The following is a 19,087-nucleotide window of genomic DNA, read 5'->3' on the forward strand; positions in this document are numbered from 1 at the left end:
GACCTTCCACCAGACGGCACGGAAGCTTTCCGCCATGCTACCGGCATTGCACGACCCGATGAAGTCAAGGTATTCGACTATGTCTATGGCGTGCTGTATTCCCCGGGCTATCGGCAGGCCTACGCTGAGTTCCTGAAAATCGACTTCCCTCGCATCCCTTTCCCGGCCAGCCCCGAAGGTTTCCGCGCGATCAGTGAGGCAGGCGAAGCCCTGCGCCGCCTGCACCTGATGGAAGATGCCGCCATCGGCGCAACGCCCTATCCCTTCCACGGCGATGGCGACAGCGTGATAGACAAGCCCCGCTATGAGGCGGGACGTGTATGGATCAATGCCGACCAGTATTTCGAGAATGTGCCCGCGATCGCATGGGATTTCCCTATCGGCGGATACCAGCCCGCGCAAAAGTGGCTGAAAGACCGCAAGGGCCGCGCTCTGTCTTATGATGACATCCGCCACTATCAACGCATCATCAAAATCCTGGCGGAAACCGATCGCCTCATGCGCCAAATTGAGTTGCCGTTGGAGCCTATTGGCTGACCGGAAAAACGTCTGACCGGCAAACAAAAGCCAAGATTTTTGAGCGAACGGGGGTAGTTTTGGGGGTGGATGAAAAATCAACACAGATAAAATATATATTTATCAAATAGATATCCAGATAATTCGACTCCGTCCCCGCACCATATTCTCCGACATCATGATCCACTCCGCCACGGCGGTGACACGCCGATCGGACAGATTTTGTGAAAATGCAAAAAGGCGCCCACGCCAGAGCGGGAGCGCCTTTGCCGATGTGAGAGCCTTGTCCACTCAGCAGCGATGCTTGCTGTCGATTTCCTTACCGATCAGCGCGCCCGCGCCAGCTCCGATGATCGTGCCGGGCAGGCGATCGCCATAACGATCCACCGACCGTCCCAACAGCGCGCCCGCGCCCGCGCCGATGATCGCGCCGGTGGTGCCGCTGGTCCGGCAGCCACGGCGAGCATAATAACGGCGGCGGTCATCGCGATAATAGCGGCCTTCTTCATAGCCGTGTCGGTGCTTGTACCAGCCCCGATGGCGGCCATTGTCGGCCATCGCCGGCGACGCCAGAGCGCCGCAGAAGGTCGCTGCCAGCGCAAATGCCAATGTGATCTTCTTCATCCCCATGACCAAACTCCCTGATATGTCTTGGGAAGAGCTTTGACCGTCCCCTCGTGGCCCTTTGCTGAATGGGGAATTTATCTCTCGTTCATCTGGGCAGGACGCCTGACGGCTACCCATCAGGATCAGTTGAACGCCGACCTGCCGGCTTTCATCCAGAGCCGGCTTCCTTCCTCCGCTCGCGGGCGAGGGAGCTATTATATGTCGCCCATCCCCTCCAATTCCCGATCCTCACGTCCCAGCGTCACAAACTGCTCCAGCAACCATGATGCAGCCGGCCCCGGTGGCGTATCCCGCCGCCATATCCCGGAAAAGCGATACATTCCCCCCGGATGATCCGGCATCGCCAGCCGCGCCAAGGTCCCCGCCACCAGATCCGCCGCGATCATCGGCAGCGGCATGTTCCCCCAACCGATCCCTTCGCGCAGCAACGCATGCTTCGCGCCCAGATCGGCCAGCCGCCAGGTCCTGGGACTGCTCACCGCATAATCCTGCCCCTCGGTGAAGCGCGACCGATCGGTGAGCACCAGCTGCATATAGTTCCGCCCCGCGCCCGGCGGGATCGCCTCCATGCGTCCCAGCGGATGATCCGGCGCCGCCACCGGCACCATCGCCACTGATCCTGCGCTTATGCTTTCAATGTCCTCGACGCCCGCCGATAGTGGTCCCGAAATCCCGACCACCGCCCCGCGATCCAGCACCATCGCCGTAATCGCGCCCAGCGCCTCGACATGCAGCCGCAACTGCACCGTCGGAAATTCCCGGGCGAAGGCACGCAGCACCTTTCCCAGCCGCTCCGCCGGCAGCATGACATCGACCGCCAGATTGACCTCCGCCTCCAGCCCGTCGAGCAACCCCTTCACCTTGGCGCGCAGCCCGTCGATCCCATGCGCGATCGACCGCACCTCCGCCAGCAAGGCCCGCCCCGCCACGGTCAGTTGCGGCTTCTTCGTCCCCTCCCGGTCGAACAGCATCAGTCCGAGCTGCGTTTCCAGATTGGCGATGCCATAGCTGATGACCGAAACCGCGCGATTGAGCTTGCGGCCCGCAGCGGCAAAACTGCCCGTATCCACGATCGTCAGGAAGATACGCAACTGATCGAAGGTCGGCGTGCCCGGATTGTTCACTTTTCTATTTCCTCGAACATTTCGAAAGATTTTATCCGTCTGAACGATAGGGCGGGGCGGGTCTAGAAGCATCTCCAACAGGGACGCCCACCGCGCTCCCGCAGGAGACACATCATGATCGAACTTCGCCCTTTCGACAGCCTTGGCGGCGCCAATCATGGCTGGCTGGACGCCAGGCATCATTTCTCCTTCGCGGGCTATCATGATCCGGCCCGGATGCACTGGGGCAATCTGCGCGTCTGGAACGACGACACGATCGCGCCGCAGACCGGCTTTCCGCCGCACCCGCATCGCGACATGGAGATCATCACCTATGTCCGCGAAGGCGCGATCACGCATCAGGACAGCCTGGGCAACAAGGGCCGTACCGAAGCGGGCGACGTCCAGGTGATGAGCGCGGGCACCGGGATCCGCCATTCGGAATATAATCTGGAGGATGTGACGACCCGGATCTTCCAGATCTGGATCATCCCGACCCGTGACGGCGAAGCCCCCGCCTGGGGCGCCAGGCCCTTCCCCAGGGGCGACCGCAGCGGCCATTTCGTGACGCTGGCATCGGGTTATGCGGATGACGACGACGCCCTGCCGATCCGCACCGATGCGCGGGTGGTCGCGGCGACGCTGAAGGCAGGCGACACGGCCGAATATGCCCTGGGCAAGGACCGCAAGGCCTATCTGGTGCCCGCCACCGGCGCGATCGAAATCGATGGCGTCCGCATCAATGCCCGCGACGGCGCCGCCATCAGCGACCTCGACCTGATCCGCGTCACCGCGCTCGAGGATAGCGAGATCGTCATGGTCGACGCGGCCTGACCGCCTCGCCACCGTCATTCCCGCCTCCGCGGGGATGACGGTGCAAAAACTAGAGCACGCTGCGTTAAATCTGACGCATGCCGCGTGCTCTCATTTTTTGTTATCGCATCGATTTAAGCGCAAAACCGGTTCCCACTTTTGCGCACGATGCTCTAAGCATTGTCCCGCAACCGCTCCACAATCGCATGCGCGGCGCGCGTCACATCATCCCATGTCACATCGAACCCGGCGTCATCGCCAAAATAGGGATCGGTGACCCCGCTCCCCTCGCGTCCCGGCACCAGGTCCATCAGCAGCCGCAATTCCGCCGTCCCATCCGAAGGCAGCATCCGCCGCAAATTGCGCAAATTCTCCGCATCCAGCGCAAAGACATAGGTAAACCGCCGGAAATCCCCGGCCGTCACCTGTTGCCCGCGATAGCCCGAAATATCGATCCCATGCCGCAGCGACACCGCCTGCGCCCGCCGATCCGGCGGCGATCCGACATGCCAGTCCCCGGTCCCCGCCGAATCCACCTCGACCTCCAGCCCGGCCCGCTCCGCTTCCGCCCGAAGCGCCGCTTCCGCCAAAGGCGACCGGCAGATATTCCCGAGACAGACGAACAGGATCGAAGCGCTCATCCCTCAGCCGCCGCCGTGCTCAAGCCCAATTGCGGAACGCCGATCGACCGCCGCCCGCCAAAATCGGTCCGCGCCACGATCACGCCCAGCTTCTCCATATAATCGATCAGCCGCCGCACGCGCCCCGGCGAACTCGTGCCATAGGCCCGCGCCAAAGCCACATCGTCCGGACAAGGCAAGCCCTGCATGGCTGCCCGCGCGATCAGCAGGAATGGGGCCAGCATATCCTCCGGCACCGGCTCGGCCGCCTTCATCGCATCGGCCCAGAGCAAGTCGTCGGCATCGAACATCCCCGCCTGCGCCATGGCGAAACGCTTGCGGAAAGCGGGCAGATCAAGCGGCGGCTGACGCAGGCCCTTCATCCGGCACCGCACCCCGAAATCCTGATATAGCGTTGAAACACTGGGCTGGGCCTCGCCCAGATCGGCGACGATCTCCTCCAGCACGGCAATCACGACCGGCTCATTCTGCCCGAAGTCCAGCTCCGGCGCGGCGGGCTTGGCGGACGGCGCGGCGGCCAGCGCCCGCATCAACTCCTCGGCGGGCAAAGGCGGCGGCTCGGCGCGCGGCGGGGGAGGGGGCAGAGCCTCCTCCTCACCCGCGCCGGCGAACAGCAATTCCTGCAAATCCCCGGTCGCGGCCACCGGCGGCGGCATCAGCTTGTGCGTGCCCCCGCGCGTGCCGGTCTTGACCGCGCCGATCTTCACCGCCACCGGCCGCCGCGCGATCGCGGGGCCAAGACCCAGGAACCGCCCGCGCTCCAGATCGCGGATCTGCTCCGCCTGCCGCCGCTCCATGCCCAGCAGATCGGCCGCCCGTGCCATGTCGATGTCGAGGAAGGTCCGTCCCATCAGGAAGTTCGACGCCTCCGCCGCGACATTCTTGGCCAGCTTCGCCAGCCGCTGCGTCGCGATCACGCCCGCGAGACCGCGTTTCCGCCCGCGACACATGAGGTTCGTCATTGCCGCCAGCGAAAGCCGCCGCGCCTCGTCCGATACATCCCCGGCAGCCACCGGCGCGAACATCTGCGCCTCATCGACCACCACCAAAGCGGGATACCAATGATCGCGCGGCGCATCGAACAGGGTCGACAGGAAGGTCGCGGCGCATTTCATCTGCGCCTCCAGCTCCAGCGATTCGAGGCTCAGCACCACCGAAGCCCGATGCTCGCGAATCCGCGCCGCCATCTTGACGATCTCGCGCTCATTATAGTCGCCCGCGTCGATCACCACATGGCCATATTCATCGGCCAGCGTGACGAAATCGCCCTCGGGATCGATCACCACCTGCTGCACCAGCGCCGCGCTTTCCTCCAGCAACCGGCGCAGAAGGTGCGACTTGCCCGACCCCGAATTGCCCTGGACGAGCAATCGGGTGGCAAGCAGTTCCTCGATATCGACCAGAACGGGATTGCCCGATCCGTCATTTCCTATGCTGATGCTGGCGGTCACGGACATCCTTTGGCCCAGGGCAGGGGCTTTGCGCAACCCTTCCAAATCAGAACAACGTGCTCCTGCGCAGGCAGGAGCCCAGTTCAGACGTTGCAATGATGAGATGAGGGCGGAACTGGGTTCCTGCCTGCGCAGGAACACGGCAATCGATCGGACGAGGTTGCACAGCATCCGGATTCCCTTGACCATCCCATTGTTGCGATGCAGCATCGACCCATCATGGCGACTCCTGCACTATCTTCCGCCCCTGCGATCACGCAGAACCCCGACATCCGTTATCTCGGCCGCCTGCTGGGTGACGTCATCCGCGCCTATGGCGGGGAGAAGATCTACAAGCAGACCGAATATATCCGCTCCGTCTCGGTCGATCGCGCGCGCGGCCTCCACGGCGCGGATGTGGTCGACACCGGCCTTGACGCGCTCAGCCTCGACGACACGCTCTCCTTCGTGCGCGGCTTCATGCTCTTCTCGATGCTCGCCAATCTGGCCGAGGATCGCCAGGGCGTCGCCGCGGAACCCGGCGCCGACATCGCCTCCGCCGTGGAAAAGCTCGATTCCCACGGCATCGATCGCGAAGCCGTGCTCGACCTCCTCTCCCATGCCCTGATCGTCCCGGTCCTCACCGCCCACCCGACCGAGGTGCGGCGCAAGAGCATGATCGATCACAAGAATCGCATCGCCGACCTGATGCTGCTCAAGGACAGTGGCCGCAGCGAAACCGACGAGGGCGAGAATCTCGACGAAGCGATCTTCCGCCAGATCGCCCTGCTGTGGCAGACCCGCCCGCTGCGCCGCGAAAAGCTGTTCGTCGCGGACGAGATCGAAAATGTCCTCGCCTATTTCCGCGACGTCTTCCTGCCCGTCCTGCCCGCGCTTTATGCGCGCTGGGAACGGGTCCTCGGCGCCCGGCCGCAGAGCTTCCTGCGCGTCGGCAACTGGATCGGCGGCGACCGCGACGGCAATCCCTTCGTTCAGGCGCCGCAACTCCGCCTCGCGCTGGCCAAGGGCTGCGAGGCGGCGCTGGCCTATTATATGGATGCGCTCCATGCGCTGGGCGCCGAACTGTCGCTGTCGACCGAACTCGCCCATGTGCCGCAGGCGGTGCTGGACCTTGCCGAAGCCAGCGGCGACCATTCCCCCAGCCGGCAGGACGAACCCTATCGCCGTGCCATTTCCGGCATCTACGCCCGCCTTGCCGCCACCTATCAGGCGCTGATCGGCAAAAATCCCTCTCGCCCCTCGACGCTCAGGGGCGAAGCCTATGCCAGTCCCTCGGACTTCCGCCGCGATCTGGTGACGGTTGCCCAGGGCCTCGCCAGCGAAGGCGACGGCGCTTTGGCCTCGGGCGGGGCGCTGGGCCGCCTGATCCGCGCGGTCGAAACCTTCGGCTTCCACCTCGCCACGCTCGACATGCGGCAGAATAGCGACGTCCATCAGAGCGTCGTCGCTGAACTGCTGAAGGTCGCCGGGGTGGAAGCGGATTATGCCGCGCTTGACGAACCTGCCCGCATCGCCCTGCTGCGCCGCGAACTGGCGAACAACCGGCCGCTCGGCACCGCCTTTTTCGAATATTCGGAAAAGACCGCTTCCGAACTCGCCATCGTCCACGCCGCTGCCGAAGCGCATCGCATCTACGGCCCGCAATGCATCACCCACTACATCATCTCCAAGGCGGAGAGCGTTTCCGACCTGCTCGAAGTCAACATCATCCTCAAGGAGGCGGGCCTCTGGCGCGCGGGCACCGACGGCGCGCCACCGCAGGCCGCGATCATGGCGGTGCCGCTGTTCGAAACCATCGCCGACCTAGAGGCCGCGCCCAAGATCATGGGCGCCTATTTCGGCCTGCCCGAAATCGCCGGGGTCGTGCAGCAACGCGGCCATCAGGAAGTGATGATCGGCTATTCCGACAGCAACAAGGATGGCGGCTATATCACCTCCACCTGGGGGCTGTTCCAGGCGAGCAAGGCGCTGGCCCCGGTCTTCGCCGAAGCGGGCACGGCGATGCAGCTGTTCCACGGTCGCGGTGGCGCGGTCGGGCGCGGCGGCGGCTCCTCCTTCGCGGCGATCCAGGCCCAGCCCAAGGGCACGGTGCAGGGGCGCATCCGCATCACCGAACAGGGCGAGGTGATTGCCGCCAAATTCGGCACCCGCGACGTCGCCATGACCAATTTGGAGGCGATGACCAGCGCCACCCTGCTCGCCTCGCTCGAACCCGAGGCGATCTCCGACCGCGACGCCGCCCGCTTCGCCGCCGCCATGGACGAACTGTCGAAAACCGCCTTCGCCGCCTATCGCGACCTGGTCTATGGGACGGAGGGGTTCAAGGAATTCTTCCGCCAGCTGACCCCGATCCAGGAAATTTCCGGCCTCAAGATCGGCTCCCGCCCCGCCAGCCGCACCAAAAGCACGCGGATCGAGGATTTGCGCGCCATTCCATGGGTGTTCAGCTGGGCGCAGGCGCGGGTGATGCTGCCGGGCTGGTATGGCGTCGGCCATGCGTTGAGCGCGTTCGAGGACAAGGCGCTGCTGGCCGACATGGCGCAGCACTGGTCCTTCCTGCAATCGGCGCTCGCCAATCTGGAAATGGTGCTGGCCAAGTCCGACCTCGGCATCGCCGCGCACTATCTGCCCCTGGTCGAGGACCAGGCGCGCGGCACGGCCATCTTCGACCGCATCCGTGAAGGCTGGGACAAGACCCATGACGGCCTGCTCGCCGCCACCGGCCAGTCGCGCCTGCTGGAAAACAGTCCCAAGCTCGATAGTTCGATCCGCCTGCGCCTCCCCTATATCGAGCCGCTCAATCTGCTCCAGGTCGAACTGATGAAGCGCCACCGCAGCGGCGAAGACGACCCGCGCATCAAGGAGGGCATCGAACTCTCCATCAACGCCATCGCCACGGCCCTGCGCAACAGCGGCTGATGGGTGGAGAGCGGACGGGCGCAACGTGTTCCTGCGAAGGCAGGAACCCAGTCCTGCCCTGGTGGATTGATTTTGACATTTGCGTCCCGCCATCCGGATAGCACGGTAGCAAATGTCAGAATCGGACCACTAGCCTTGTCATCGCAACGTTTGAACTGGACTCCTGCCTGCGCAGGAGCACGCACCGCTTAATGGTCCCTCCCCAAACCCCTCACCACTTTCCGCTGTCCTACAGCCCCTGGGTCGGCTACGCCCAACCCGGCTCTTTGAAATAGGAAATCAGCGAAGAAAGCCGCCTTTCCTGCGCCTTCCATCGTGTCACCTATGTCACCTATATCCTATCGGGAAAGGGGTCATTCACGGCCAATTCAAACAGCCCGCGTTATGCATGGCAAGGATGCAGTATTAAGGAGAAAGGCGATGGCCTGGACCGGACGGAGGTTCCTTGCCGCGATCGGCCTTGTTGGCGCGTTGGCCCTTGGCGGCTGCGCCTATGACGATGGCTATTATGGCGGCGTGAGCGTGGGCAGCGGCTATTATGGCGGCGGCTATTATGACGATTATTGGGGCTCGGGCTATTATCGCCCCGGCTATTATAGCGGATGGTATGACGGCTTTTACTATCCGGGCAGCGGCTATTATGTGTACAACCGCAGCGGTCATCGCCAGCGGTGGAACGAAGGCCAGCGCCGTTATTGGGAGGGGCGTCGTGAAACGAGGCGCGAAGCCCGGCGCAACGATGACGGGCGGGGCACATGGAACGGCACCGCGCCGCGTCAGTCCTGGCGGGAACGCTCGGGCGGCGGGGGTGATCGCTGGAACCGCAATGGGGAAGGGCGGAACAATGCCCGGAACGGCGCGCAGGCGCCCCAGCCAGGAAGAGGCCAACAGGATATGACGACACCGCGATCCGGCTGGAATTTGGGCAATGCGCCCCGCATGCGTTCTGACAGCGGCGGTGCGCGCTCCGATGGCGGCGGGCGATCGCGGCGTGACGGCTGGCGGGACCGGCGCGACTGATGCGGGCTCGTCACGGCGCGGCCCTCTGCCTGCTCCTGCTCGCGGCCTGCGACGGCCGGGAGGAGAGCGCGATCGACAATCTGGCCAATGGCGCGAACGCGGCGCAGGTTGAAAATAATGTCCGGGCCGAAGCGCAGGCGGCGCTGGAGCCGCTCGATCCCCCCCCGCCCGGCACGCCCGGCGGCCTGCCGGTCGACCCGCAACCGGTGGTGGAGGAAGATGCGATCGATCCGAAGGGCGCGCAGGGCGCTGCCCAGGTGGTCCAGGGCTATTACGGCCTGCTGGAAGAAAAGCGTTATGATGACGCGCAGGACCTGTGGAACGACAACAGCGCCATCGGGGCGGAGGATGACGCGCATTTCGCCGCCCGCTTCCGCGGCTTCAGCGAGGTCCACGCCAATGTCGGCGCGCCGGGAGCGATAGAGGGTGCGGCCGGATCGCTGTTCGTGACCGTGCCGGTGCAGGTCTATGGCCGCATCGCGGCGAACGGCAAGCCCTGGAACCGGCTGCGGCAGGTGACGCTGCGGCGGGCCAATGACGTGCCGGGCTCCAGCGAGGCGGATCGCCGCTGGCATATCGAAAGCATCGGCCCTTATGAACCGCCGGCGGAGGAAGCGGCGGAGACGGCCAATGCCATCTCCGCCACGGACAATCTCGTCAGGAAACCGTAGCCTTCAGGATCTTGCCGGGGGTCTTGGGCGGCTCACCCTTGGGCAGGGCGTCGACATGGTCCATGCCCGACGTCACTTCGCCCCAGACGGTATACTGGCCATCCAGGAAGGTGGCGTCGTCGAAGCAGATGAAGAACTGGCTGTTCGCGCTGTTCGGGTTCATCGCGCGGGCCATGGAGCAGACGCCGCGGACATGCGGTTCGCGGCTGAATTCGGCCTTCAGGTCCGGCAGCTTCGAACCGCCCATGCCGGTGCCGGTCGGATCGCCGCCCTGCGCCATGAAGCCGGGGATGACGCGGTGGAACACGACGCCGTCGTAGAAACCGTCCCGGACGAGCTGCGCGATGCGCTCGACATGGCCGGGCGCGAGGTCCGGGCGCAGCTTGATGACGACGTCGCCGCCGCTGTCGAGGGTAAGGGTCAGGGTGTCGTCGGCCATGAAAAATCCTCTCTTGGGGGAAAAACGCGGATGACCGTTCATATAGAGCGTTGAGACAGGGATGGAAGCGTCTTGGGGCATTGCAATTGTGACGGGCATCGGCAAAAGCGGGCGAATGTTACAGGAACCGGACAGTAGGGGACGCGATGAGCGAACGAGCCGATACGGCCGAACCCCGGCCGGACGAATTTGACGATATTGCCGCTGGGCAGGCCGAATCCCGTCATGACGAGGATGACCGGCTGAAGGGCGAATTCGTCTCCGCCGTGCTGGACGCGGTGGAGGACGATGATCGCGACCGCGCACGTGCACTCGTTTCCCCGTTGCACCCTGCCGACATTGCCGACCTTCTCGAACTCACGCCGTCCGAACGGCGCGGGGCGGTCGCGGCGGCGCTCGGCGATCTGGTCGGCGCGGAGGTTCTGTCCGAACTCAACGATTATGTCCGTGAGGATATTCTCGATGCGCTGGCGCCCGAACAGGTGGCGGAATTCGCCGCCGAACTCGACACCGACGACGCCGTCGCCATCATCGAGGACATGGAGGAGGCCGATCAGCAGGCCGTCCTCGAAGCGCTCGACCCCGAGGATCGCGCCGCCATCGAAAGCGCGCTTTCCTATCCCGAGGAATCCGCCGGCCGCCTGATGCAGCGCGATCTGGTCGCGGTGCCGGAGCATATGACGGTCGGGCAGGTGATCGACTATCTGCGCGACAATCGCGATCTCACCAGCGACTTCTGGGAAATCTTCGTCGTGGATGAGGCGCACAAGCCGATCGGCACCTGCCAGCTCAGCTGGGTGCTGACCTGCCCGCGCAGCGTCGCCATGGCCGACCTGATGAAGCGCGAACAGACGCTGATCCCGGTCGACATGGATCAGGAAGAGGTCGCGCTGCGCTTTCAGAAATATGCGCTGATCTCCGCCGCGGTGGTGGACGGCACCGGCCGGCTGGTCGGCATGATCACGGTGGACGACATCGTCCACATCATTTCCGAAGAAGCGGGCGAGGACATTCTGCGCCTGTCGGGCGCGGGTGAAGGCGACATCAACCAGCCGATCCTGGAAACGGTGCGCACGCGCCTGTCCTGGCTGGTGGTCAACCTCGGCACGGCGATTCTGGCTGCGTCCGTGGTCGGATTGTTCCAGGACACCATCTCCAGATATGTCGTGCTGGCGGTGCTGATGCCGATCGTGTCGGGCATGGGCGGCAATGCGGGAACCCAGACCATGGCGGTGGCCGTGCGGGCGCTCGCCACCAATCAGCTCACCAGTTCCAACACCATCCGTCAGATCGTCCGCGAATTCCGCATCGCCAGCGCCAATGGCATGGCGCTGGGCATATTGATCGGGGTCGCGGTGGGGCTGATCTACGGCAATCACGACCTTGGCATCGTCATCGCGCTGGCCATGCTGATCAACAATCTGGTGGCCGGGCTGTCGGGCATATTGATTCCGGTCGCGCTGGATCGGGTGAATGTCGATCCCGCCGTGTCCTCCGCCGTGTTCGTCACCACCATGACCGACGTGATGGGTTTCTTCTCCTTCCTTGGCCTTGCTACCGTCTGGGGATTGTAATCGGCCTTGACCGCCGCCGGTCAGCGCCCATCTTCACGCCATGCCGCTGCACCTCACCAAAATTGCCTTTCAGAGCGAAAGCCCCGCCACGCTCCGCGCCTGGCTGGAAAGTCATGCGGAGGAGGCGCGCCTCACCACCCGCTACCTTCCCAAGCGGGTGGAGGAGCTGACAGGCGGGTCGCTTTTCTGGATACACGGACATCAGCTGGTGGGCCGCAGCCCGATATTGGGCTTTCAGGAAACCGGACAGGGCCGTTACTGGATCAGACTGGAGCCGCGCCTGATCCCTGTCCGCGCCCAACCCAAACGCGCCCATCAGGGCTGGCGCTATCTGGAGGGCAAGGACGCGCCGCCCGATCTCGGCACGGGCGAGGCAAATGATCTGGACGCCATGCCGACAGCGATGCTGGGGGAACTCTCGCGGCTGGGATTGCTGTGACCATGGGTCGCAGGAGCAGGTCGCCCCTCAGGCCAATGCCGTCACCTGTTCCCTGATCAGTCGCAATTCCCTGACGAAGCGTGCGCGTTCCTCCGCCCTGCGCGCTTCATCGGGCATCCGCAGCAAATAGCTGGGATGAACGGTGATCCAGCCCTGCGCGTGGTTTTCCAGCCCGATCGGCGCACCGCGAAGGCGGCTGATCGTCACCGCCTTGCCCAGCAGCGCGCGCCCCGCCGTGGCGCCCAGAGCGACGATGACCCGTGGCTGGATCAACTCCAGCTCCTGCGTCAGCCACCAGCGGCAGGCCTGGATTTCCGGCGTGTCGGGCGTCTGATGGATGCGCCTTTTGCCGCGCCGCTCATGTTTGAAATGCTTGACGGCGTTGGTGATATAGGCGCGCGTCCGGTCGATCCCGGCCTCCTCCAGCGCATGGTCGAACAGCTGGCCGGCGGGACCGACGAAGGGACGCCCCGCCAGATCCTCCTGATCGCCGGGCTGTTCGCCGATGAACATCAGGGGCGCATCGACCGGCCCTTCCCCGAACACCGTCTGCGTCGTGTCCCGATATAGCGGGCAGCGGGTGCAGCCCATCGCCTCCTCGCGCAGCGCCTTCCAGGCCGCGGCGGCGTTACCGGAGCGAGCCTTGGGCGGAGTCGCGATCATGGCAGCCTCCCGTGCCTGAGCGCCCGCGACCAGCTCCGGGATAAGCGCCGCTTCAGGCAGGTTGCGCCAATATTTTCGGGGCATTTCGGACAGCATCGCGCCGACCTTGAGCCGTGCCGGATTGAAGATCGCCGCATAATAGCCCTTCCAGATGTCCTCGACCGGATCGTCCGCCATCGCGTCGTCGCGCGTGGCACCCGGCCCTTCGGACAACGTCCCGCCGTCCCAATGGATGCTGATCTCCGGCGTCAGGATCGACCAGCGCATGGAGGCAAAGCGCCGCACGAAGAAGCCGGCATTGGCCCGGACGATATGATGTTCCGGTTCGAACCAGGCGATGAAGCGCCTTCCCTCCGCATCCGCCAGTGCCCGAAAGCGGACAAAGGCACGCATTTTGTGCAGGTCGCGCCGCACCGCCTTCGCCAGCCCTTCAACCCGCCGGACCAGCGGATCGGCGCGATCCTCCAGACTGGCCGGCTGATCGCGCACCTGCACGAGCAGGGCATAGAGCAGGGCAAAGCGTTGCGGATCGCGGTGCAGGATCGCGGTTTCCGCCAGCTCGACAAAATTACGCGGAACGCAGAAGGCCGCCCCGCTCGCAGGAGGCGGCGGTTCACCGGCCGCAAAAAGATCGCCACCTCCGTCATCGCTCTCCCAGAGGATGTCGGCCGGCGCGACTCCGGCGAGCGCGAGGGCGCGGGCGGCGCGGCGCCATCCCTCGAAATCGTCCGCGCCGCTCAGCCGGGCGCGATACATGGCCTGCTACCCATCCGTTTTCGCGCGCTGAAGTTCCGCGGGTTTGCGCCTGGCGAACAGCGCCGCCAGCTCCTGTTCCTCCCCCGTGGTCAATTCCCTGGCCGCATCGGGGAACATTTCCTCCTCTTCCTCATCGATATGGTGGAGGTAGCGCTTCTTCAACTGGGCGAAAATGCGGTTCCATTCCTCGCCATTGAAGGCAAGTCCCTCCATTTCCTCCAGATAATCGTCGATTTCCTTATGCTCGGACACGCTGTGCTGGGCATCTTCGCGCAGGTCGGGGCGCGCCAGCATGGTGGCATAGAGCGTTTCCTCCTCCGCTGCGGCATGGGCCGTCACTTCGACCTTGAACTGCTCGAACAGCTTTTTCAGCTGGTCGGGCTGATCCTTTGCGGCCGCCATCTTGTCGAACAGCTGGCGATGCGCGTCATGATCCTGTTTCAGTCGGTCGAAAATGCTGGCGTCTGCCATTGGGTCGTGCTCCTTCTCGTCAGGAAGGAACAACGACGGATCGCGGCTTTGGGTTCAGCCGAACAGGGCGCGGAAGATGATCGCGACGGGAATCCAGAGCAGCCCGCCGATGATGCTGGCGGACCAGAGTTGCACCAGATCGCGGCGGAAGCGCAGGGCCAGGCCATGGCAGGACAGGCCGCTTTGATCGAGCATTTCCCAGCGCCGCTCCAGGCCCCGCGCCGCGACGGCAAAGCCGCCGATCGCGATGATGATGCCCAGGTGCAGCAGCAGCGATCCGCCCATCTTGGCGACGATGAAAATCTGAAGCAGGCAGAAAATGACGAGAGCGGCAGCCAGATGGGTACTCATCCGCCGGGCATGCCCCGTGCGGCGCGACGCGCCATCGTTCCACTTCGTCGCCAAAAATCGGACCCTTTCCTTGAGTCGGACAAGGAAAACATGAACCGCTGCACCGATCAACGGCAAAATAGGGGCGACTCATCGAAAAAGCTCATATTGGACCGTGGGAGCCGCCGGCTGCCTGATGTCGAGTCGATCGGCCAGTTGCACCGGCCGCCAGTCGCTTGCCACCAGAAAGGGGCGCAACCTGGCGATGGACCGGGTCAGGCGGGCGACGTCCTCCAGCCGCAACCGACGATGGCGACGGCTCAGCAGGATGCGGTCGACAGCTTTCACGCCCAGACCCGGCACGCGCAACAGCGCTTCGCGCGGGGCGTGGTTGACGTCCACGGGAAAAGTCTCCCGATGCCGCAGCGCCCAGGCCAGCTTGGGATCGATATCGAGCGGCAGGCAACCGGTCTGCGGGTCGGTGGCGTTTTCCAGTTCCCGCGCGGAATAGCCGTAGAAGCGCATCATCCAGTCGGACTGGTACAGCCTGTGTTCGCGCATCAACGGCGGACGTTTCAGCGGCAACACGCTGCTGGGCGAGGGGATGGGGGAAAAGGCGCTGTAATAGACCCGGCGCAATTTGTGGCGGCTATAGAGCGCGCTGGCCCGTTGAATGATCGCGCGGTCATCCGCCTGATCCGCGCCGACGATCATCTGGGTCGACTGCCCCGCCGGAGCGAAGCGCGGAGCATGGCGGTAGCGGCGGCTGGCGTCCGATCCGTCCTCGATCGCGCCGTGCATCCCGGCCATGGCGCTCTCGATCTGCTGCCCGTCCTTTTCCGGAGCCAGTCGCCGCAACCCCTGCTCGGTCGGCAGTTCGACGTTGATCGACAGCCGGTCGGCATAGAGCCCCGCCTGATGCGCCAGTCCGGGATCGGCGTCGGGGATGGTCTTGAGATGAATATAGCCGCGAAAATCATGCTCCTCGCGCAAGGCGCGCGCGACGGCGACCAATTGCTCCATCGTATAGTCGGAGGAGCGGATGATGCCGGAGGACAGGAACAGCCCCTCGATATAATTGCGGCGATAGAAGCTCAGTGTCAGCTCGACCACCTCGCGCACCGTGAAGCGGGCGCGGCGCACGTCGCTCGACCGGCGGTTGATGCAATAATGGCAGTCGAAAATGCAGCTGTTGGTCAGCAAAATCTTGAGCAGCGAGATGCACCGGCCGTCGGGCGCATAGGCATGGCATATGCCCATGCCCTCGGTCGACCCGATGCCGCCCTTGCGCCCGGACGCGCTGTCGCGCCTGGTGGTGCCCGATGAAGCGCAGGAGGCGTCATATTTCGCCGCGTCGGCAAGGATTTCCAGCTTTTGACCGATAGTAAGGGCGCTCATGATTGTTCATGATATGTTCTTTTCCCTTTCCTGTCCATGCCTTCGATCAGGCTTCGATGCTGTCGGCATCCAGCACCTGGCGGATCTTCGCCGCCAGCTGATCCAGGGTGAAGGGCTTGGCGAGGAAGGATACGCCCGGATCGAGCATGCCGTTATGGACGATGGCGTTGCGGGTATAGCCGGTGGTGTACAGGACCTTGAGGCCGGGATGGCTCTCCCGCGCCCGGTCGGCCAGCATCCGGCCGTTGATGCCGGGCATGACGATGTCGGTGAACAGCATGTCGATGCGCGGCTGGATCGTCAGCATCTCCAGCGCCTGCTCGCCGTCCGATGCCTGGACGATGGTGTAGCCCAGTTCCCTCAGCGAATCGACGGACATGTGTCGGACCCGCTCCTCATCCTCGACCACCAGGATGATTTCCTCCGCCTTCGCGCGGGGCAGGTCCGTCGGCGCGGTCAGGACAGCGCCTGCGACCGCCTCCGGCCCGTAATGACGCGGCAGGTAGATTTTGATGACCGTGCCTTCGCCCGGCTCCGAATAGATTTTCACATGGCCGCGCGACTGCTTGATGAAGCCGAAGACCTGGCTCAGCCCAAGGCCCGTGCCCTTGCCCACGCCCTTGGTGGTGAAAAAGGGGTCGAAGGCGCGCTCCACCACATCGGGCGGCATGCCGGTGCCGCTGTCGGTGACGGACACCATGACATATTGCCCCGCGGCAACGTCGCCTTGGGCCGCGACATAGGCATCGTCCAGATGGGCATTGGCCGTCTCGATCGTCAGCCGTCCACCGGTCGGCATCGCATCGCGCGAATTGACGCAGAGGTTGATGATCGCAGCTTCGAGCTGGCTGGCATCGATGCTCGCCCGCCACAGCCCGCCGGCGAGCACGGTTTCGACCCGGATGCTTTCGCCGATGGTCCGGCGCAGCAGTTCCGACATGCCGCCGACCAGCTTGTTCACGTCGGTCGGTTGCGGGTCGAGCGGTTGCTGACGGGAAAAGGCGAGCAGCCGCGCGGTCAGCTGGGCGGCGCGCTGGGCGCCATCGGTCGCATTGTCGATGCATCTGGCAATGCGGGGGTCGATATCGGGTGTCAGCCGCCGCCGCGCGATGTCGAGCGATCCGATGACGATGGCCAGCATATTGTTGAAGTCATGCGCGATGCCGCCGGTCAGCTGGCCCATCGACTCCATCTTCTGCATCTGGCGCAGTTGCGCCTCGGCGGTTTCGCGGTCTTGCCCTTCCGCAATCAGGCGCCTGTTGATGTCGGCCAGTGCCCGCTGGCTTTCGGTCGCCTCCGCGATGCGGCGATAGGCGGTGCGCAGCGCCATCGCGCCGAACAGCGTGATCAGCACGGCGGAAACGGCAAGTCCGGTCGAAACCATGGTGCTCAGACGATTGTCATTGGCGGTGCGGCGTTTCAGCAACTGCGCCTCGCGCGCCCGCATCGTCGCAACCAGCGCGCGAACCTTGGTCATGGTCACCATGCCCGCATTGAAATCGTCCGCGGCGACGATCTCTCCCTGCCGCCGCCGCTCGATCCCGGTGCGCATCAGGAACAGGCGGTCGTCCAGCAGAGCCTCCAGCGCCTCCAGCGATCGGGCCTGGGGCGGATTGTCGCGCACTTCCGCCCGCAGCGCGGCCAGTTCCTCCCCCCATTGCGTGCGAAAGCTTTCATAGGGGCCGAGAAAGGCTTCCCTGCGCGTCAGCATGAAGCCGCGCTGGCCGCTCTCCGCCTCCTGCGCGTGCAGCAGCAGGGTCGAAAGCTGATTTTCGATGCGCAGCGTGTGCTGGACCCAGATGTTGACCCGCTGCTGCACGGCATAGAGCCAATAGGTGCTGCCGACTGCGGCCCCGATGACCAGCAGCGTCAGCAACAGCAGGAAAATCGACCGTTCGGGGCGGATCGCAGGCATGCGGGTCAAGATGCGGAAATATGGGGCAGGGGGCAAGCGGGATGCGGCATTTCGTCACATCGGTCGGAAAAGGACGCCGCATTTTGCTGTCCTACAGGGGCATGAAGGGGCTATGCCCGGTCCGCTCTTTGACCCCGTGAACAGTCTGTAGGAAAAACGCAGCCGAACGGCTGTCGGGCGCCCTTTTGCAGTGTCACCTGTGTCACCCGGCTTCTGCCCCTGTCAGGGACGCCCGCGATCACCACCATCCCTAATCCCGCCAGCTCGGATCGATGCGGTCGATCTTCCTGACCATGGCCTCGAAATCCGGAACGCCCGGACCGACCGGCAACTGCACCCCGCTCAGGTCCCGCTGGTGCACCGCGATGACCTCGGGCGGAATCTCCATTGGGGTTCCCGCCGCGCCGGTCGCGACCTGAATCTCGCAGGCGCGCTGAAGCAGCCATTGCTTCAGAAAAGCTTCCGGCAAGGATTTCGCCATGACCAGCGTGCCGTGGTTGCGCAGCATCATGATGCGCCGGTCGCCCAGATGGGCGATCAGCCTCTCCCCCTCCTCGGGCCGGATCGTGATGCCTTCAAAGTCATGATAGGCGATTCGGCCGATAAAGGCGGCGGCGTAGAAATTGGTCGGCGTCAGCCCCTCCTGCGTCGCGCTGACGGCCATGCCGGCGGTGGTGTGGGTGTGGATGATGCAATGCGCATCGGGCAGATGGCGGTGGAAGATGCTGTGCTGGGTGAAACCGGCGCGATTGACCGGATGGGAACTGCCGTCCAGCACATGGCCGTCAATGTCGATCTTGACCAGGCTCGACGCCGTCACTTCGCTGTAGAGCAGGCCGAAGGGATTGATGAGAAAAGCGTTTTCCTCTTCCGGCACGCGCAGCGTGATGTGATTGTAGATCAGTTCCGACCAGCCCAGATGATCGAAAATGCGGTAACAGGCGGCGAGCTGCTGGCGAGCGGCCCATTCTGACGTCGATATGCCGGGGCGTTCGGCGGCGGTTGCCATGGCGATCCTCCTCACTATCTTATGGCGTCGAATATCCCTCTTGCGCCGGGCTGTGTCGAGAGGGGCGGCTTTTGGGTTGAATTTGCGCGACTCTGCTGGTAGGGCGCGCCCCACACGGCGCAGGGTGACCTGCGGCGACTCACCGCTATTTTATTCGGGCGGCCCGTCGGGAAGGGTTTTGTTTCCTGGCGATCCACCTGTTTTCGACTGGAGTTTGACTGGCTTATGCAAATCATCGTTCGCGACAACAATGTCGACCAGGCCCTGCGCGCGCTCAAGAAGAAGCTGCAGCGTGAGGGCGTGTATCGCGAGATGAAGCTGCGCCGTCACTA

At 64.2% G+C, this 19,087-nt stretch carries 19 protein-coding genes; 8 read left to right on the plus strand and 11 right to left on the minus strand.

Going from position 1 to position 19,087, the window contains the following annotated elements:
- A partial coding sequence (locus RUH75_RS20190; RefSeq protein WP_313808984.1) for a type ISP restriction/modification enzyme occupies positions 1-537 on the plus strand: 537 nt, incomplete at its 5' end.
- Positions 538-807: 270 nt separating this feature from the next.
- Here RUH75_RS20190 and RUH75_RS20195 read toward each other — a convergent pair.
- Entirely contained in the window at positions 808-1,146 is a 339-nt protein-coding gene (locus RUH75_RS20195) for a glycine zipper 2TM domain-containing protein (RefSeq protein WP_313808985.1), read from the minus strand.
- A 191-nt stretch (positions 1,147-1,337) separates the two neighbouring features.
- Positions 1,338-2,267, minus strand: a complete 930-nt coding sequence (locus RUH75_RS20200) for a LysR family transcriptional regulator (protein ID WP_313808986.1) — start codon at positions 2,265-2,267, stop codon at positions 1,338-1,340.
- Between the two features lie 114 nt (positions 2,268-2,381).
- Between RUH75_RS20200 and RUH75_RS20205 the strand changes: the two genes are divergently transcribed.
- The gene (locus tag RUH75_RS20205; protein ID WP_313808987.1) at positions 2,382-3,080 is read left to right on the plus strand and encodes a pirin family protein; all 699 of its coding nucleotides are present in this window, start codon (positions 2,382-2,384) and stop codon (positions 3,078-3,080) included.
- A gap of 152 nt (positions 3,081-3,232) precedes the next feature.
- Here RUH75_RS20205 and RUH75_RS20210 read toward each other — a convergent pair whose 3' ends face one another.
- A complete protein-coding gene (locus tag RUH75_RS20210; protein ID WP_313808988.1) occupies positions 3,233-3,700 on the minus strand; it encodes a low molecular weight protein-tyrosine-phosphatase in 468 nt (155 codons plus the stop codon).
- On the minus strand, positions 3,697-5,151 hold the full coding sequence (locus RUH75_RS20215) for an ATP-binding protein (protein WP_313808989.1): 1,455 nt from the start codon (positions 5,149-5,151) through the stop codon (positions 3,697-3,699). Before RUH75_RS20215 ends, RUH75_RS20210 begins: the two co-directional genes overlap by 4 nt.
- A gap of 219 nt (positions 5,152-5,370) precedes the next feature.
- Here RUH75_RS20215 and ppc point away from each other — a divergent pair, with 219 nt between their 5' ends.
- The 3 genes from ppc to RUH75_RS20230 all read left to right on the plus strand — a co-directional run bounded on the left by ppc (position 5,371) and on the right by RUH75_RS20230 (position 9,761).
- Positions 5,371-8,070: a phosphoenolpyruvate carboxylase gene (gene ppc / locus RUH75_RS20220; protein WP_313808990.1), complete on the plus strand. Its 2,700-nt coding sequence runs from the start codon at positions 5,371-5,373 to the stop codon at positions 8,068-8,070.
- A 420-nt stretch (positions 8,071-8,490) separates the two neighbouring features.
- The gene (locus tag RUH75_RS20225; RefSeq protein WP_313808991.1) at positions 8,491-9,090 is read left to right on the plus strand and encodes a hypothetical protein; all 600 of its coding nucleotides are present in this window, start codon (positions 8,491-8,493) and stop codon (positions 9,088-9,090) included.
- Positions 9,090-9,761 (plus strand): hypothetical protein, encoded by a 672-nt coding sequence (locus tag RUH75_RS20230; protein ID WP_313808992.1) that lies wholly within the window; start codon positions 9,090-9,092, stop codon positions 9,759-9,761. Before RUH75_RS20225 ends, RUH75_RS20230 begins: the two co-directional genes overlap by 1 nt.
- Here the strand turns inward: RUH75_RS20230 and RUH75_RS20235 are convergent.
- A complete protein-coding gene (locus tag RUH75_RS20235) occupies positions 9,748-10,200 on the minus strand; it encodes a peptidylprolyl isomerase (RefSeq protein WP_313808993.1) in 453 nt (150 codons plus the stop codon). The two genes, RUH75_RS20230 and RUH75_RS20235, sit on opposite strands and share 14 nt — an antisense overlap.
- Positions 10,201-10,346: 146 nt before the next feature.
- On the opposite strand from RUH75_RS20235, the gene mgtE reads away from it, so the two are divergent.
- Positions 10,347-11,774 (plus strand): magnesium transporter, encoded by a 1,428-nt coding sequence (mgtE, locus tag RUH75_RS20240; RefSeq protein WP_313808994.1) that lies wholly within the window; start codon positions 10,347-10,349, stop codon positions 11,772-11,774.
- A 40-nt stretch (positions 11,775-11,814) separates the two neighbouring features.
- The gene (locus tag RUH75_RS20245; RefSeq protein WP_313808995.1) at positions 11,815-12,213 is read left to right on the plus strand and encodes a DUF1489 domain-containing protein; all 399 of its coding nucleotides are present in this window, start codon (positions 11,815-11,817) and stop codon (positions 12,211-12,213) included.
- Between the two features lie 27 nt (positions 12,214-12,240).
- On the opposite strand, the gene RUH75_RS20250 is transcribed toward RUH75_RS20245, so the two are convergent.
- The 6 genes from RUH75_RS20250 to RUH75_RS20275 form a co-directional block, all read right to left on the minus strand.
- On the minus strand, positions 12,241-13,632 hold the full coding sequence (locus tag RUH75_RS20250) for a UdgX family uracil-DNA binding protein (RefSeq protein WP_313808996.1): 1,392 nt from the start codon (positions 13,630-13,632) through the stop codon (positions 12,241-12,243).
- Between the two features lie 6 nt (positions 13,633-13,638).
- Complete coding sequence (locus tag RUH75_RS20255; RefSeq protein ID WP_313808997.1) at positions 13,639-14,103, minus strand: hemerythrin domain-containing protein; 465 nt, start codon at positions 14,101-14,103, stop codon at positions 13,639-13,641.
- Positions 14,104-14,157: 54 nt separating this feature from the next.
- Entirely contained in the window at positions 14,158-14,454 is a 297-nt protein-coding gene (locus RUH75_RS20260) for a hypothetical protein (protein WP_409592406.1), read from the minus strand.
- A 129-nt stretch (positions 14,455-14,583) separates the two neighbouring features.
- Entirely contained in the window at positions 14,584-15,831 is a 1,248-nt protein-coding gene (locus RUH75_RS20265) for a putative DNA modification/repair radical SAM protein (protein ID WP_313808999.1), read from the minus strand.
- Between the two features lie 46 nt (positions 15,832-15,877).
- Positions 15,878-17,746 (minus strand): CHASE3 domain-containing protein, encoded by a 1,869-nt coding sequence (locus RUH75_RS20270; protein ID WP_313809000.1) that lies wholly within the window; start codon positions 17,744-17,746, stop codon positions 15,878-15,880.
- A gap of 250 nt (positions 17,747-17,996) precedes the next feature.
- On the minus strand, positions 17,997-18,755 hold the full coding sequence (locus tag RUH75_RS20275) for a class II aldolase/adducin family protein (protein ID WP_313809001.1): 759 nt from the start codon (positions 18,753-18,755) through the stop codon (positions 17,997-17,999).
- Positions 18,756-18,980: 225 nt separating this feature from the next.
- Here RUH75_RS20275 and rpsU point away from each other — a divergent pair.
- Positions 18,981-19,087, plus strand: a 107-nt coding sequence (gene rpsU, locus RUH75_RS20280; protein ID WP_313809002.1) for a 30S ribosomal protein S21, incomplete at its 3' end; no start/stop codon positions are given.

Source organism: Sphingobium sp. (assembly GCF_032153725.1).
In the GTDB taxonomy this organism is placed as follows: Bacteria; Pseudomonadota; Alphaproteobacteria; order Sphingomonadales; family Sphingomonadaceae; genus Sphingobium.